The sequence below is a fragment of the Psychrobacter aquimaris genome (assembly GCF_016107525.1).
GTDB classification, from domain to species: Bacteria; Pseudomonadota; Gammaproteobacteria; order Pseudomonadales; family Moraxellaceae; genus Psychrobacter; species Psychrobacter aquimaris.
In genome coordinates this window covers 127243-143296 of sequence record NZ_JABASR010000009.1, presented here as the reverse complement: position 1 = coordinate 143296, position 16054 = coordinate 127243, and the positions used below count along the sequence as shown (strand labels likewise).

12 protein-coding genes are annotated in these 16054 nt (G+C 42.9%); 7 read left to right on the top strand and 5 right to left on the bottom strand.

Translation table 11 applies throughout. The annotated features are described in order from the left end of the window. Positions 1–387: 387 nt before the first annotated feature. The 3 genes from JFC10_RS09715 (at position 388) to JFC10_RS09705 (ending at position 4886) form a co-directional block, all read left to right on the top strand. On the top strand, positions 388–2700 hold the full coding sequence (locus JFC10_RS09715; RefSeq protein ID WP_198332657.1) for a sensor histidine kinase: 2313 nt from the start codon (positions 388–390) through the stop codon (positions 2698–2700). 78 nt (positions 2701–2778) lie between these two features. Further along, complete coding sequence (locus tag JFC10_RS09710) at positions 2779–3735, top strand: response regulator (protein WP_198332656.1); 957 nt, start codon at positions 2779–2781, stop codon at positions 3733–3735. Between the two features lie 194 nt (positions 3736–3929). Then, a complete protein-coding gene (locus JFC10_RS09705; protein ID WP_198332655.1) occupies positions 3930–4886 on the top strand; it encodes a D-2-hydroxyacid dehydrogenase in 957 nt (318 codons plus the stop codon). Here JFC10_RS09705 and JFC10_RS09700 read toward each other — a convergent pair. Continuing rightward, positions 4876–6501: a flavin-containing monooxygenase gene (locus tag JFC10_RS09700; protein ID WP_198332654.1), complete on the bottom strand. Its 1626-nt coding sequence runs from the start codon at positions 6499–6501 to the stop codon at positions 4876–4878. The genes JFC10_RS09705 and JFC10_RS09700 overlap by 11 nt on opposite strands. Positions 6502–6558: 57 nt before the next feature. Beyond that, positions 6559–7272 (bottom strand): RluA family pseudouridine synthase, encoded by a 714-nt coding sequence (locus JFC10_RS09695; RefSeq protein WP_198332653.1) that lies wholly within the window; start codon positions 7270–7272, stop codon positions 6559–6561. A 424-nt stretch (positions 7273–7696) separates the two neighbouring features. Between JFC10_RS09695 and trxA the strand changes: the two genes are divergently transcribed. From trxA to JFC10_RS09680, 3 genes are all read left to right on the top strand, one after another. Then, positions 7697–8023: a thioredoxin gene (gene trxA, locus JFC10_RS09690; RefSeq protein WP_021812773.1), complete on the top strand. Its 327-nt coding sequence runs from the start codon at positions 7697–7699 to the stop codon at positions 8021–8023. Positions 8024–8549: 526 nt separating this feature from the next. Further along, a complete protein-coding gene (rho, locus tag JFC10_RS09685) occupies positions 8550–9818 on the top strand; it encodes a transcription termination factor Rho (protein ID WP_055125334.1) in 1269 nt (422 codons plus the stop codon). Between the two features lie 569 nt (positions 9819–10387). Continuing rightward, entirely contained in the window at positions 10388–10627 is a 240-nt protein-coding gene (locus JFC10_RS09680; RefSeq protein WP_055125335.1) for a hypothetical protein, read from the top strand. 187 nt (positions 10628–10814) lie between these two features. On the opposite strand, the gene ypfJ is transcribed toward JFC10_RS09680, so the two are convergent. Further along, positions 10815–11705, bottom strand: a complete 891-nt coding sequence (gene ypfJ / locus JFC10_RS09675; protein ID WP_198332652.1) for a KPN_02809 family neutral zinc metallopeptidase — start codon at positions 11703–11705, stop codon at positions 10815–10817. Positions 11706–12493: 788 nt separating this feature from the next. On the opposite strand from ypfJ, the gene JFC10_RS09670 reads away from it, so the two are divergent. Continuing rightward, positions 12494–12850 (top strand): hypothetical protein, encoded by a 357-nt coding sequence (locus tag JFC10_RS09670; protein ID WP_198332651.1) that lies wholly within the window; start codon positions 12494–12496, stop codon positions 12848–12850. A gap of 225 nt (positions 12851–13075) precedes the next feature. Here the strand turns inward: JFC10_RS09670 and JFC10_RS09665 are convergent, their stop codons facing one another. Both JFC10_RS09665 and pheT read right to left on the bottom strand, forming a co-directional pair. After that, positions 13076–13375 carry an integration host factor subunit alpha gene (locus JFC10_RS09665; protein WP_193012104.1) on the bottom strand — a complete coding sequence of 100 codons (300 nt, stop codon included), beginning with the start codon at positions 13373–13375 and terminating at the stop codon, positions 13076–13078. A 249-nt stretch (positions 13376–13624) separates the two neighbouring features. Continuing rightward, the gene (gene pheT, locus JFC10_RS09660; RefSeq protein ID WP_198332650.1) at positions 13625–16039 is read right to left on the bottom strand and encodes a phenylalanine--tRNA ligase subunit beta; all 2415 of its coding nucleotides are present in this window, start codon (positions 16037–16039) and stop codon (positions 13625–13627) included. Between the last annotated feature and the right edge of the window lie 15 nt (positions 16040–16054).

The window sequence follows — 16054 nt, the reverse complement described above, 5'->3', positions numbered from 1 at the left end:
TAAGATAACGACTCGCAAGTACAGAAAAAATATTGTCATTATAAAATTGCTTCTGTATTGTTAATAAATGCAATAGAACGTTTATTTTTTCTTACCGGAATTATTCAAGCCCACGTCTACCCATACCCTTTTGCCGCCTAGTATTCATGATTAATTATCTTTCAGGATTTATGGGCACAGTGCAGCCTTTTATAGTCCTTTAAGTTATAAAAACACAGATAATAAAGTCGGTTAAGTTATAAGAGTAAAGTTAATACTTTTAATTTTTTGCCATTATGTACAGATCATTTCAACTAAGATTACGCATTACCACCTGCTTGATTGCCACCCATATATAGCATTGGCACTCTTCTTCGTGGTCACTATTATCCAAGGAATATCACCATCATGAGTGCCTCCAACAAAGTTGGCTTTTTTAATCAAGTCAGTACCCAAGTAACCACCATTCTATTTATTGCTTTTGCGGTCGTACTGGCCGTCGTCGTTTATGTTGTTGATAAAGAGGGCTATGAGAAAATCCGCCTTGAATCTGCAAAACTGGTGGCTGAACGTGGTAATACGGCAGTCAATAGTATCTCTGCTGATATCAATCGGGTGATGCGTAGTGCCTTGCTGCTACAGCAAAGCGCGCAAACCTTGCCCACGGAAGAAGCGATTTTACAAACCAGTACTGCCAATGCCTTTGATAAGCGTGATTATAATCTTTTGGGTAGTGGCGGCATTTGGCCTGCAAAAGGCGCACTTGGGGCAAATACCGCGACCCATCCATTTTTGATGGTTCGTCAAAACGGCGACTATCAAGCGCTGTTGAGCGATCCAAATCCTAGCAATCCTTATTATCAAGAAGATTGGTTTAGCGTCTTAAAACTGCTCAAACCTGACAGCTGTATTTGGAACCATGTCCGCGCCAGCCAAACCAAAGGCGAGCTTGCGATGAGCTGTGGCGTGGCAATCGAGCGTGACAATCAGTTCTGGGGTGCCAGTACAGTTAACTTTACGCTGAACCAGCTACAAGAGAACATCGTCAAGTTAAGCGAAAGTTCAGGCTCAGGTTACATTCTATTGCTGGATAATAGTGACAAGGTGATCGCCTCTTCTAACCCTGAACGCTTAAGCTATATTGATGAGAAAACTGGTACGCCGCTTGATATCAAACAAGTCATCAACTCAGACCCTGCTTGGCAACCCGTGCTTGATTTCTTAGATGTCCAACGTAATGAGATTATCGAACAAGTCGCTGCTAACGTGTCACCGCAAATCCAGCAGGTACTGACCACGCTTGATAAGGCCGAAACTGGTACGGCAAAAGGCTATTATTTGGTTAACTACGCCGCTTACTTGAATAACGATGAAAACAAGCAAAACGCCATGGACAGCCGCTTATTACAGAGCTTTGAGTTGGCAAAAGACAGCTACTACAACGGCAGTCAAGCCTATGTCTTTGAGATTCCTGAGACTTATTGGAAGCTGATCGTTGTCCAGCCTGATGCTGAAATTAACGCCATTGCGGATAATCTCAGCGAAAACTTGATTAACTGGATTGCATTGGCGCTATTGATTACGGCTGGCGTCATTTACTTCATGCTGACTTTCTTAGCATTCAAACCCTTGAAAGAAACCACTGATAAAATCTCTGAAGCAGAAAACTTAATTAATAATAAGCAATACAATAAGCTGAGCGAGGTTAAATTCGCAGAAGGTCGCAACGAAATTGGAATGGTCAACGGCTCTATTAATGACCTACTAGACCGAATCCAGTCTAACGAAGGTAAGCTTGCCAACATTAACCAACAGCTAGAGATTAAAGTCGAAGAACGTACTGCTGAGCTGCAAGAGACACTAAAAGAGCTGAAAAACTCTCAGCTACAATTGATTCGTTCAGAAAAAATGGCAACGTTAGGACAAATGGTGGCAGGCGTTGCTCACGAAGTAAATACACCCTTGTCTTATGTGCAAAATAACCTAGAAATTATCGGTCAGTTGACGGAGCAATACGAAGAGCTGATTGAATTGGTACAAGGGTTAAAAAGCGTTAAAACTGACGCGGCGACTGATGGCAAAATTGACAAGCTATTGTCAGATATTATCCATGCTTCTGATGACATCCAAGAAGACGACCTGTCAGCTGAATTAAAAGAGCTGATTAAAGATTCGTTATTTGGCGTCGAGCAAATCACTGAGATGGTGTTAAACCTACGCAATTTTGCTCGTCTTGATGAGTCAAAAGTGAAAACCATCGATGTGCGCGAATGTATCGAAGCCTCGCTTAAAATCGCTGGTAACTCTATTAGACATCAAGAGATTGTGACTGACTTTGCACCCACGCCTGAAGTGAAATGCTCGCCGTCGCAAATCAACCAAGTCTTGGTCAACCTATTGAATAATGCCTCACAAGCCATGGGAGAAAAACAGGATGGCAAAATCGAAGTACGGACGCGTGCCGATGATCACAATGTTTATATTGATGTCATCGATAACGGCAAAGGCATGAATTCAGAAGTTCTCAATCAAATCTTTGAGCCGTTCTTTACCACTAAAGGCGCAGGCGAAGGCACAGGACTGGGGATGGCTATCAGTCAGCAAATTATGGAGCAACATAATGGCGATATCAAAGTCGTATCGACCGAAGGCGTTGGTACCACATTCACCTTAATACTACCGATTAATAATGACTTAACAGAACAAAACCTAGCCGCGTAAGCGCTGGGTCAGGGCCCTGTTACGTAGAACATATTTGGACATCTAACAATTATTATTGTGCATTATAAGGATATCACTATGCATGAATTTGAAAATGACTTAACCACAGTTGAAACCAGCGCTGAGTCAAAGCCGAAGTTGGCATTTATCGACGATGAACAACGTATTTTACGGTCTATGAAACTGCTGTTTCGTAAGACCCATGACGTTTTTATCACCACCGACCCGACTGAGTATATTGACTATATCAAGAACAACCATGTACACGTAGCGGTCAGTGACCAACGTATGCCTGAGCGAGTCGGTGTGGATATCTTACGCGAAGTAAAAGACATTTCACCGTCCACTATGCGTATTTTATTGACGGGCTATGCCGATTTAAACGCCATTATTGGCTCTATTAACGATGGTGAGATTTATCGTTATTTGACCAAACCTTGTAAATCTGAAGAGCTGATCACCGTGGTCGGACGCGCTACCGAAATCGCCTTGACCTATAATCCAGACGAAGATGCCGACCAATTCGACAGTTCAGGTAATAAGCAAACGCTGCTAGTAATCGATGAAACCAATGAGTTGATTGAGCAAATACGTAAGCAATTTTCTCACAGTTATAAAGTACTGCACGCTGAGAGTTTAGAAGAAGCATACGATTATTTGGCAAACGAAGATATCGGTGTATGTATCACCGACATCAATGTCAGCGGCGAGAATATCGCGCCGATTATCTTTACCTTAAAGCAAGATGCGCCGCATTTGGTGGTTTTGGTACAGACTGAATTTCAAGATGCTGGCTTGCTGATTGACTTGATTAATAAAGGTCAAGTCTATCGCTGCTTACCGAAACCAATGCGCGCCAGTCTGCTGGAGATTAGTGTCAACCGTGCGTTTCAGCACCACTCGAAACTCAAAGCCAGCCCTGACTTGGTGAAACGTTATGAAGTCGAGCATGACCCTGAAAACGATGTTCGTATTGATTTAAGCAGTCGCGTACGTAGCCTTATTGGTAAATTGCGTAAGCGTTTCTCTTTATAATAAGTGGTTGTATAGCGCCTAATTTTTAAGCGTATCAATACCAAAAAATTATCTTTACATAACATAAAACCTCTATTTCAATATTGAAGTAGAGGTTTTTTACTTTGTGCTTTTTGACTAAAATCACCAACGTGCTACATTAAGTCGATAATTATTAAAATCATTTTAAAATAACTATTTAATAAGGAATAGCCATGCGCGCAGTTTTTTTAGATAAAGGCACTTTTTCTGATGGCATCGACTTACCAGCCCCAAACGGCATCAGTGACTACCTCACTTATGATGAGACCCCAAAAGATGCTGCTGTTATTTTAGAGCGCTGCAAAGACGCCGATATTATTATTACCAATAAAGTGCAGATTAGCGCTGAAGTAATAAGCAAATTGCCCAAGCTCAAGCTGATACAATTGACTGCCACTGGTATGAATAACGTCGATCAAGACGCTTGTGTTGAGCACAATGTTGCGCTTTATAATGTCGCAGGTTACGCTGTCAAAAGTGTGCCCGAACATACCTTTATGCTCATGCTCAATGCCATGCGTGCGGGTGTTTATTATCATCAAAAAGCCGCTGATGGCACATGGCAGGCAAATGGTAATTTTTGCCTACTTGATATTCCATTGATAGACTTGGAAGATAAAACTTTAGGTATTATTGGGGTCGGTACTATCGGCAAACGTGTGACCGACATTGCTCGCGCTTTTGGTATGACGGTACTATGGGCCGAGCAGCAAGGACGCACACCGCGCAATGACGACTACACAGCGTTTGACGACGTACTGGCACAGTCTGATGTGCTGAGCTTGCATTGCCCGTTAAACGAGAAAACTCAGCACCTGATTAATACAGACACCTTGGCCAAAATGACTAAAAAACCTCTACTTGTCAACGTCGCTCGTGGCGGTATTGTTGATAGCCAAGCACTGACTGATGCCATTAATAATGAGCAAATCATCGGCTATGCTAGCGATGTGTTTGAGCAAGAACCCATCACCGCTGACGATCCTTTATTGACCATTGCCAAGCATCCGCGCGTTATATTTAGCCCGCACAATGCGTGGGGCAGTAAAAGTGCGCAAGAAACCTTGTGGCATATCTTAAGTAAACAAGTCGCTGACTTTATTGATAGTAGCGAAAATGCTAACGGCTAAAGCGTAACCAATCGTCTTTTATTTTACGGTGTTTGAGCATGATGCGGTCGCTTAGATAGTTGTTTGTGACCCGCCAAGGATAGACATCTCCTTGTTTCGGTAGCTCGTGCTGAGCGCGCTTGACATAACCCGATGATAGCGCGCCCATCACCGTATCTGTCTGCATCAGAGCTTTGGCATCTTTAGTCTGTGCTTGTGGCAATACCACTTGATAGCGATGCTGATGCATATAGCCCAGCAGCCGCATCACATACTGACACGCCAAATCAATTTTTAGCGTCCACGATGCATTGGTATAACCAAACAGTGCTGCTAAATTGGGTACGCCTTCCATCATGACCGCCTTGTAAGTCATGCGTGTCCCAACATCTATCGCCTGCCCATCGATATATACTTTAGCGCCGCCGAGCATTTGTATTTTGAGGCCAGTCGCGGTGACGATGATATCAGCATCGAGCGGTTTACCCGATTCGAGCATGATACCCGTCTTGGTAAAATGGCTGATTTGATCGGTCACTACTGCGGCGCGCTTGCCACGCAACGCTTTGAATAAATCACCGTCTGGCACCGCACATATCCGTTGCTCCCAAGGATTATAGTCCGGTACGAAATGCGCCACATCGACACCGCTACCTTTCAGCTCTTTTTTGACGCCGCGTTTTAATAACGCTTTCATAAGCTTGGGTGCCAATATAGCCGCTCGGTAAGTACCTTGTTGAATCAATACATTGCGGGTACGCAGTAGCGTATAAGCCTGCTCTTTAGACAACGGTGAAAATTTGCCTGCTAGCCAATCAAGCGCATAATCATCGCCCGGCACACTTGCCACATACGTGGGAGAGCGCTGTAGCATAGTGACGTGCCGCGCGCATTGCTCACCCTTTTCATCCACCAAAGCTGGCAGCAACGTCATCGCTGTGGCACCGCTACCGATAATGACCATTCTTTTATCGTCATAATCAATATTCTGCCAATGCTGCGGATGAATGATCTCACCTTGAAAATCTGCTTCTTTATCAAAATGAGGTCGATAGCCTTGCTCATAATCGTAGTAGCCAGTGGCACCAACGACGAACTTTGCCGTTACCGTAAACACTTCACCGCTAGCATTATTTTTTACCATCGCCGTCCATTGTTGATTACTACTTGACCACGATAGCTGCTTTACCTCGTGTTGATAGCGAATATGTTCGCTGATGCCAAACTCAAGTGCTGTATCAGCGATGTAGCTTTTAATGTCACTGCCTTTTGCCAAAATCCTGTGGTTCAGCCATGGCTTGAAGCTGTAGCCAAACGTCAAAGCATCAGAGTCAGAGCGGATGCCAGGATAGGTAAATAAATCCCATGTGCCACCCAAATCTGCTCGTTTTTCTATTAGCAAAAATCGCTGTGCACTTTTCTGCTGTTGATTTGCTGATTTGCGTTTTTGCTTACTTGGATTTTTATGACCAAACAGTCCTTTGTATTTCTGCTGCTGCAATTGGCACGCCATGCCGATACCGGCAATCCCTGCGCCGATAATCAGTACCTCATAATCCACTGGTGTGTCTGATCGTGCTGCCTTAGGTTTGAAGCGTTTCTTAACCGCCTGTTTGGCCGCCGTCATATCAAGCATAATACGTTCCTTGTTTTTGCATGATGGGTTTTACAAGATTTTTTGACATAAATCCATTTAAAAAGGGCTTGGGCTTTCCCAATCCATCCAAGCACCAAGCGTAGGATGTTTGAGGCGCAATTGCTGGGCATGCAGATTAAGCCTTGGGGCAATCGTTAAGGCCTCGCCTTCTGCATAAATAGGATCGCCAATCATTACATGACCAACATGCACCATATGGACGCGCAGCTGATGACTGCGTCCCGTGACTGGTTTTAACATCACTCGGGTAACCATCTGCCCATTACACATTTCATGCGCCAATACTTCATATAACGTCAGCGCATGCTTTGACCAGCTAGGGTCGACGATATGGCGCGGTTTCGTCTCTGGCTCGTAGCGTACTGGTACTGATATCTCACCCGTTGCGCCAACGCTTTCCCACTGTCCAAAGACACGTGCCTGATATTTTTTTTGTGGCAAACGTTCAATAAATTGCTTACTAATATGGGTTTGTGCTTCGGCATTCTTGGCAAAAATGAGCAGCCCTGAGGTATCCATATCCAGGCGATGTATCAGCTTGACCGCTGGATTGGCACGCTCAAGTCTTGCCAGCAAACTAACCTTGAGCGTTTTGCCATCGACACTCAACAGACCTACAGGCTTATCAACCACCCAAATATCATCATCTTCATAGACGGTAATCTTTTGCGCAAATGCTTGAAAAAACTCAAGCGGATAGGCGTTTTCTTGAGCATTGAGGGCGTTGACTTCTTCAGCAGTAAAAGGCATAAAAATGGGCACTTATATGAATGGGCTTGAATGGTTAATGAGCTTTTATATGAAAGCTCTATTAAGCTGTAGATATTAGATTGTAGATATTGTGTTATAGATCGCTTAATTTTGGGTAAAAACTCACCATGCATTATGAATCAACAGTTCAGAACATCTGCCATCTTGAGCAAAAAATACAGACAGTAGTATCAAGTGACGGATAAAACCATGCCTGTGTCGTTATGTGTCGATTTATTGTGCTAATCGTAATTGTTAAACAATTTAACCAGCCTGCATCTGTTAACCCTGAGCAAACATGTTAATATAATGGCACATTTTAACCACTTCTAAACGCTTCTTTAGTCACTCATCATTCTATTATGCAACAAATATATAAGTTGATGGATGGCGATAGAAATAATAAAACAAGAGAGATAAAATTATGTCAGACCTTATTGTTAATACTACCGATGCAAACTTTGACCAAGATGTATTGCAATCAGATGTACCAGTATTGGTAGATTTTTGGGCAACGTGGTGTGGTCCTTGTAAAGCAATCGCCCCTATTTTAGAAGATCTAGCCACTGAGTACCAAGGCAAAGTGAAAATTGTTAAAGTTGATGTAGACAATAACCCACAAGCAGCCAGTCGTTTTGGTATCCGTAACATCCCAACGCTATTTGTATTCAAAGATGGCGAAAAAGTTGACTCAGTAATGGGTCTACAGCCAAAAGCTGAATTGGCAAAAGTACTAGATAAGCATCTATAAGTTCTGACTTGCTCGCTTTACATGAGCATTATAAAAAGACGGTAACACTGTCGAAGAAGCCATTATCTCACGTAGATAATGGCTTTTTTGCTTGTTTTTTATGCAAAAAACTCAATTAGACAACTTTTTTGGCAAAATTTATTGACAATACTATTATGAAAACCGTATAGTCTGCTGACAACAGAAAACTAACGGTTTTCTTAAGTGTCTTATCGCTATTCTCCTCGTGTTTATCAACAAAAACACAATCGTCGTTATAAACACCATTGCTGAACGAAATGACTGAACACAATTACTGATATTGAGTTTTTGACGCAGACTCTTATGTAGCCTTCTTTATCCTTATTTCTTATTACCTTGCATAAACGAATGCAATTCGTATATAAGCTGACACGTAACATCCAAACTACATAAATCCAGCTCTGTGCACGCACCCTCTATCGCCACACTATCGTTGTTTTAATCACTGTCGTGACTTGTGCTGCTAATGGCATCTCTCATCTGATCAATTGCTAATGACCTATCTATGAATCTTACTGAATTAAAGAAAAAATCAATCGCTGAGCTATTGGCCATCGCCAAAGAAATGGGTCTTGATAATATGGCGCGTAGCCGTAAACAAGACATCATCTTTGCCATCCTAAAAACCCATGCGCGTAACGGTGAAGCCATTTATGGTGACGGCGTACTTGAGGTTCTTCCGGATGGTTTTGGCTTTTTGCGCTCATCAGAAGGCTCATATTTAGCCGGTCCTGATGACATTTATGTCAGCCCTAGCCAAATTCGCCGCTTTAGCCTCAAGACGGGTGATAGTATCGCTGGTACGATTCGCCCACCAAAAGATTCTGAGCGTTATTTTGCGTTATTAAAAGTTGGTGAAATCAACTTTGACACCCCAGATCGTTCACGTCATAAGCTGATCTTTGAAAACCTAACGCCACTATTCCCAACTGAGCATTTAAAACTTGAGCTTGGTAACGGAACTACTGAGGATCTGACTGGTCGTATCATCGACCTAATCGCTCCGATTGGTAAAGGTCAGCGTTCTATCATCGTCGCACCGCCAAAAGCGGGTAAAACGATGCTGCTACAGACCATCGCTCAGTCGATAACTCGTAATAATCCTGAATGCTACTTAATCGTCCTATTGATTGACGAGCGTCCAGAAGAAGTCACCGAGATGGTGCGTACGGTACGCGGTGAAGTAGTTGCATCAACCTTTGATGAGCCGCCACAGCGTCATGTACAAGTCGCTGAAATGGTCATCGAAAAAGCCAAACGTTTGGTCGAGCATAAGCAAGACGTGGTAATTTTACTGGATTCGATTACTCGTTTAGCACGTGCTTATAACACGGTTATTCCATCGTCGGGTAAAGTGTTAACCGGTGGTCTAGATGCCAATGCCTTAGAGCGCCCAAAACGCTTCTTTGGTGCGGCACGTAATGTCGAAGAAGGCGGCAGTTTGACCATTATCGCCAGTGCCCTTATCGATACGGGTAGTAAAATGGACAGTGTTATCTTTGAAGAGTTCAAAGGTACGGGTAACCAAGAAATTACGCTTGAACGCGACTTGGCTGAAAAACGTGTCTTCCCTGCGATCAATATCAAAAAATCTGGTACACGCCGTGAAGAGCGTTTATTGGACGAAGACAAGCTGCGTAAAGTCTGGATTTTGCGTAAGTTGCTGCAACCGATGGATGGCGTACAAGCCACTGAGTTCTTACTGGATCGCTTAAAAGAAGCGAAAACCAATGATGAATTCTTTGAGCAAATGAAACGTAAATCACAGAACTAGTTCTAATTCCGTGCCGCTTTAACATGCTCAATAGCTATTCGACCTAAATAGAAAATACCGCACTCGTGCGGTATTTTTGTATTCGTTTTTGTATATGCTCAGGCATGTCCTCAATTTAAAAATGCTCATAAAAATGAGGATAAGCACTAACTATTAAACACCAAAAATACGTTTATTAAAAACAGTTAGCCTACTATCAATATAAATACAATAACCCTAAGCAAAACCCCTACCAACGATACAGTAGAGAAACATCCTTTACAGGCTATTTGCAAAGCTTAGCGCTTTTACTACGCCTAGAAATGTTAGATAGGTTAGTATAGGAGCCAGTATAGATATACTCTGCTATCACGTATTGATAGTAGTCGGAGTTTTGAGATATTTAACCTACTTAATGTAATCCTTACTAATGCAGACCTTAATATGTCTTGCGGTAGCACAATAGATTATTCTAAGATAATTGCCCAAATGCTTTGATACCATTTATTTATTGTTATTAATATGAGCGGCAATAAAAATATCGTATTTTTATTTTGATAAACTAACTTGATAACCTAACAGGTGATACTATGAAATTTGCTAAAACTATCGCAATGACTGCCCTTACTAGCTCTGCCCTTATCATGGGTGGCTGTGCAACTAACGGATACAATAGTGGTCTAAGTAACACTGCTAAAGGTGCTGCTGCTGGCGCTGCTGCTGGTGCCCTTATTAGAAGTGGCGGCGATAGCAAAGACATCGCTCGTGGCGCACTTGGTGGTGCTGCAGTGGGCGGCGCTGGTGCTTATATCCTTAACAACAGCAGATAGTCATTAAACGATTATTTGTTGCTGATTAGAGCCTGTTTAAGCATTTCAAATATGTGTATTTTAAACCCATTGAATTTGTTTAGAACGCCCTAAAATATAAAAAGCCTGCAATCGATATTGCAGGCTTTTTGTTGGATTGCATTTTTAGACGATATTTACAGCACTAAAATTATTATAGCGATATTGACTATAGTGCCCCACTAAAAGTATCACAAGACTGTACATTACCACTTTCCAAACCGCGAGTGAACCACTGAACACGCTGCTGACTGGTACCATGAGTGAAATTATCAGGTACGACTGCCCCACCGCTAGCTCGCGCTAAACGATCATCACCGATTTGACCAGCGGCATTGATGGCTTCGTCGATATCTCCTGGTTCCAAAAACTGTACACGCTCTTGGTTGCGCTGTGCCCAAACTCCAGCAAAACAATCTGCCTGTAACTCTTGCAGTACAGACAGTTTATTGGCTTCTGCACGGGTGACTTGACGGCTGGCTTCATTAACTTGCTGACTGATGCCTAACAAAGTCTGCACGTGGTGCCCTACTTCGTGCGCGATTACATAAGCTTGCGCAAAATCACCCGCTTTACCTTGATTATCTCGGTCGCCAGAGCCCTGCTTATCACCAGTTATACCAAGATTTTGGCGCATTTCTACAAAGAAAGATTTGTCTAGATAAACTGTCTGATCGCCCGGGCAATAAAACGGGCCCGTTGCGGAGCTAGCACTGCCGCATGCTGAGGTAACTTGTCCATTAAAAAGAATTAATGATGGCTCCTGATAAGTACTGCCTGCTTCTTTAAATATCTGATGCCAAACTTCTTCAGTATCAGCCAATACTACTTTTACAAACTGCGTATCCCGATCATTACTTGTCGCAGGTTCGGTAGAGGCACTGCTATTGCCACCACCTGCTACTACTTGACCAGTCTGTAAAGCCGTCATTGGGTTTACTCCAAATACCAGCCATAAAATACCAGCAATAATAATACCACCGATACCACCGCCTATCATTTTACCGCCACCACTGCTAGTGCGTACATTGGAACTGCCGCGTCTACCTTGCCATTTCATAGTGTCATTCCTCAAACATACGATATATACTGCCATTCGTATTGATGATTATTTATATAGGGTCTGTTGAACATTCAAATATTAGGGCTGCTGATCGCTAAAATCGCACCAAACTAGGCGTAAACCGACGATAATGTCGAGACCTTAGCTAGGTTTGCAACAACGTTTGGAGTGGTTTTAGCATCAGCCTTTCAGGGCAGGACTATTTTTTGCCAATACATGGCGAAATTGTCTAACCTAGAATGACTAGGCGTCAAAAATTTCACTGCGTATTGTCTAAAAAATAGCCTCTGCCAGTACCATATTTGAATGTTCAACAGACCCTAGTGTAATTTTTATCTTCATTCTTTATTTTTGGGACCAAATCTGATTGCTAACAAGTAAGTAATCCCAAAGTATTTTTGACAACCCACTACTTTACTAGACGCTTAATATCGCGCTAATGAATCCCTTTAATCACGATTAAACCCCTAAATAGTTACAATAGATCCTTAAAAAGGATAGTAGAAATCAAGACATCGAAAAACCACTAAAATAGGTTGATGTCATTGATTATACGTCTATTAATTTGGCTCGTTGTATTAAAAATTATAATAAATAAGCGATGTAAAACACTATTTACAATTTTATTGTTACTTAATTGTACAGCCTATTTCTATTTACATAGAAAACCTATAGAATGCGTGAAAGCTGAGTAGCTGTAACTAAGACTAGTTGAATTCTGAGAAATCTCAGTTTTCAACCTTTTTTGCTGCTGCTGATCATTTCATTTTCCCGGAGAAAACCATATGAAACTTAAATTACTTGCTCTAGCTGGTATCATGACTGCAACTATGGGCCTAACTGCCTGTGACAGCAACAAAGAAAACGCTGCTGAAGATTTATCTGACGCGCAAGAAGAAGTGCAAGACGCTTCACAAGAGCTAGATCAAGCTGCTGCTGAAGGCGAAGTTACTGCTGATGCTGACGCTGCTGTAGTTGAAGCTGAAGCTGACATCGCTGATGCTCAAGTTGCTACTGCTACTGACGAAATCGACGCTGAAGTTCCTGTAGACGGTACTACTACTAGCGTAGACGTAGCTAGCGAAACTCCTGCTGTTGATGCAGCTGACGAAGTTGTAGTTGTTGAAGAACCAGCTCAGTAATTTTATCGTTTATATGATGAAAGTACTGTAGTAAAAAAAAGAGAGCCTAAGCTCTCTTTTTTTGTGCGTGTCGTTTATCATCGTTCATGGTCATTTATGATATTAAATGCTTCTTATCAAACATAGACAACCAATCCTAGATTGACAACAAATAGAAAACTTAAAAAACCATCATGAAGTCATGAAACCTTTATATGGTCAGTCTTGTACGGTCAATAATTAATACTACTCGTCAAATAAACGCTCATCAACTTGTTGACGGAATTTTTGCCCTGTTTTGAAGGTCACCACACGGCGTGCAGATACCGCAACAGGCTCTCCCGTCTTAGGGTTACGGCCTGGACGGCTATTTTTGTCTTTAAGCTCGAAGTTGCCAAAGCCTGAAAGCTTGACCTCTTTGCCATCAATCAAACTCTCTGACAACTCATCGAAGAAATTCTCTACCAAACAGCGGCCTTCTTGACGTGTTAGGTCAAGATGATTCATCAAATGCTCAATCATGTCAGATTTGGTTAAGGTGCTCACAGTACGACTCCTATGCTATGTCGTGATGTCGAATATCATGGTTTAGCGGTATGAGAGTTAATGTCAATTATTATAAAGGTTTTCTGGCCACTTTTTAACAAAGACTGCTTTAAAATCCTTTATTAATAACCACTTAACTATTTTTATGAAAAAAAACTTTTATAAAATTATAATTCTTACAAATAGCAATGCCCCATAGTCTCTTTAAGAGTGAGGCTACAGAGCATGGTCTATGATAAAAGCTATATGTTAGCTGTCACGCAACTTTGCAGCATGCTGCTCCGTTAGCGCTTGTACCACTTTATCAGTCGCGGTTTTAATCGCTTCATCAGATAGCGTTTGTGCATTATCTTGCCATATCAGAGCAAAAGCTAAAGAACGCTGGCCAGCTGGTACGTTGTCGCCTTGATACACATCAAACAGCCAGAGATCAGCCAATAGCTCGCCAGCTGCCGCGCGTATCGTCGACTCTAATGTCTGTAAGCTGATCTCACTGTCTACTAAAATGGCAATATCACGGCGTACTTGCGGGAATTTGCTTGGCGTGGTGATAGCATGCTGCTCACGAGCAAGTGTCAATAGCGGCGCAAGTGATAATTGAGCAACCCACGTAGCTGGCAAATCTAACTGCTTAGCTGTGTTAGGATGCAACTGACCCAACCAACCGACATACTCATCATCAATATAGAGCTTGGCACTTTGACCCGGATGCAAGAAGGCAAGGCCACTACGCTCATAGCGAATACGAGCGCTATCCACTTGCGCAGATAATAACTGCTCAATATCATGCTTAAGATCATAAAAGTCTAACGCACGATTTTGATACGCTTGCTCGTTCCAAACATCACCGACTGCTACCAACGCAATACTAGGCGTTTGTACTAAGTCACTAATACTCTGACCAACAAAGCTTAGACCAGTCTCAAAGAAACGTACGCGTGGCTGCTGTCGATTGAGGTTGTATTGTACGCAAGGCAATAAGCTTGATAGCAAAGTACGACGCATCACGGCTAAGTCGCTAGAGATAGGATTGGCCAATGCCAACACTTCTCCTAAGGCTTTATCATCAAGCAAGGCTTCTATTTTTGCATCACTAAAGCTAAAGCTAATCGCTTCCATATAGCCATTATCGACCAGCGCCAGCTTCATCTCATGCGTCAAGTCCGCCGTATCGTCATAATCCATGCTGACTTGCAAATGCGGCAATACGCTTGGGATATTGTCATAGCCATAGATACGCGCAATTTCTTCAATCAAATCTTCTTTGATACTCATGTCAAAGCGATAAGATGGCGGCGTGCAAATCAGGCTATCCGCTTGTTGCTCTACCTCAAAGCCCAATTGGGTTAAGATACGCACCATCTCTGACGGATCAATCTCAATACCGATGACATCACGAACTTTAGTGATTGGCAAGGTGATCGGTGAACGGGCTGGTAAATACTCACTGCTTTCCGCTTTCACTATTTGTCCGGCTTGCCCACCAGTAACGCTAGTAATCAAATCAACAGCACGTGCCAGTGCCAGCTCTGGCAACTCAAAGTCTACCCCACGCTCAAAGCGTTGTGAGGCATCGGTATGCAAACCAAAACGGCGTGCGCGAGCGGCAATAGCAAGCTGGCTAAAGAAAGCACTCTCTACAATAATATTGGTCGTGCTATCAGTGACACTACTACGCTGACCACCCATGATTCCGGCAAGTGCAAGTGCGCCTTTATCATCAGCAATAACCAATTCATCACCAGTTAAAGCAATGGTTTGCTCATTCAATAAAGTAATCGTTTCTTCAGGCTGTGCCAAACGCACAACGATATCACCAACAATGGTATCGGCATCAAAAGCATGCAGCGGTTGACCCAATTCCATCAATACATAGTTGGTCACATCAACCAAAAAGTTGTGTGAGCGTAGTCCTGATTGAACTAGCGCATCTTGCATCCACTTTGGGGTGTCGACACTACGATCAATGTTACTGATTGATTGTAGTAAATAACGTGGACACGCTTCAACTGCACTGACTGTTACAGCTGCCGTAGGAGTATCAGCACCGTTATCAGCGCCTGCTACATTGGCAGGAATCTCAGGTGGCTGCATTGGTAAATCATTAATCACTGATATCTCGCGTGCAATACCACGTACACTAAAGCAATCACCGCGGTTTGGCGTGATAGAAATATCCAATATCTGGTTGTCTAAGCCTAAATATTCACGGATATCCATGCCGATTGGCGCATCAGCTGGCAGCTCAAGCAGACCATCAATGCTATCGGTTAAATCAATTTCTGACGCACCGCAAAGCATGCCATTAGAAGCGACACCACGTAGGTTGCCGTTTTTAATTTTAAAGCCTTTTGAGTCATCGCTGGGCAAAACGGCACCAACGGTGGCAACAGGTACTTTCATACCAACAGTCACATTGGGTGCACCGCAAACGATTTGTAACGGCTCAGCTCCACCGATATTTACCTGTGTGACGCGTAGCTTATCAGCATCTGGATGTTGCTCGACGCTGATGACTTCACCGACGACCACACCGCTAAAGGCACGGGCGACCGCAAAGCGATCGTCAATCTCTAGCCCAGCCATGGTCAGCTGTTCGGCCAATTGCTCACTGGTATTGTTGGGATTTACCCATTGACGTAGCCACTGTTCGCTAATTTTCATAAATATCTCGGATCA

What these genes read in the sequence shown, in the direction of transcription:
- JFC10_RS09715 (WP_198332657.1), top strand. Translation starts at nt 388, where the DNA reads ATGAGTGCCTCCAACAAAGTTGGCTTTTTTAATCAAGTCAGTACCCAA.
- JFC10_RS09710 (WP_198332656.1), top strand. Translation starts at nt 2,779, where the DNA reads ATGCATGAATTTGAAAATGACTTAACCACAGTTGAAACCAGCGCTGAG.
- JFC10_RS09705 (WP_198332655.1), top strand. Translation starts at nt 3,930, where the DNA reads ATGCGCGCAGTTTTTTTAGATAAAGGCACTTTTTCTGATGGCATCGAC.
- JFC10_RS09700 (WP_198332654.1), bottom strand. Translation starts at nt 6,501, where the DNA reads ATGCTTGATATGACGGCGGCCAAACAGGCGGTTAAGAAACGCTTCAAA.
- JFC10_RS09695 (WP_198332653.1), bottom strand. Translation starts at nt 7,272, where the DNA reads ATGCCTTTTACTGCTGAAGAAGTCAACGCCCTCAATGCTCAAGAAAAC.
- trxA (WP_021812773.1), top strand. Translation starts at nt 7,697, where the DNA reads ATGTCAGACCTTATTGTTAATACTACCGATGCAAACTTTGACCAAGAT.
- rho (WP_055125334.1), top strand. Translation starts at nt 8,550, where the DNA reads ATGAATCTTACTGAATTAAAGAAAAAATCAATCGCTGAGCTATTGGCC.
- JFC10_RS09680 (WP_055125335.1), top strand. Translation starts at nt 10,388, where the DNA reads ATGAAATTTGCTAAAACTATCGCAATGACTGCCCTTACTAGCTCTGCC.
- ypfJ (WP_198332652.1), bottom strand. Translation starts at nt 11,705, where the DNA reads ATGAAATGGCAAGGTAGACGCGGCAGTTCCAATGTACGCACTAGCAGT.
- JFC10_RS09670 (WP_198332651.1), top strand. Translation starts at nt 12,494, where the DNA reads ATGAAACTTAAATTACTTGCTCTAGCTGGTATCATGACTGCAACTATG.
- pheT (WP_198332650.1), bottom strand. Translation starts at nt 16,039, where the DNA reads ATGAAAATTAGCGAACAGTGGCTACGTCAATGGGTAAATCCCAACAAT.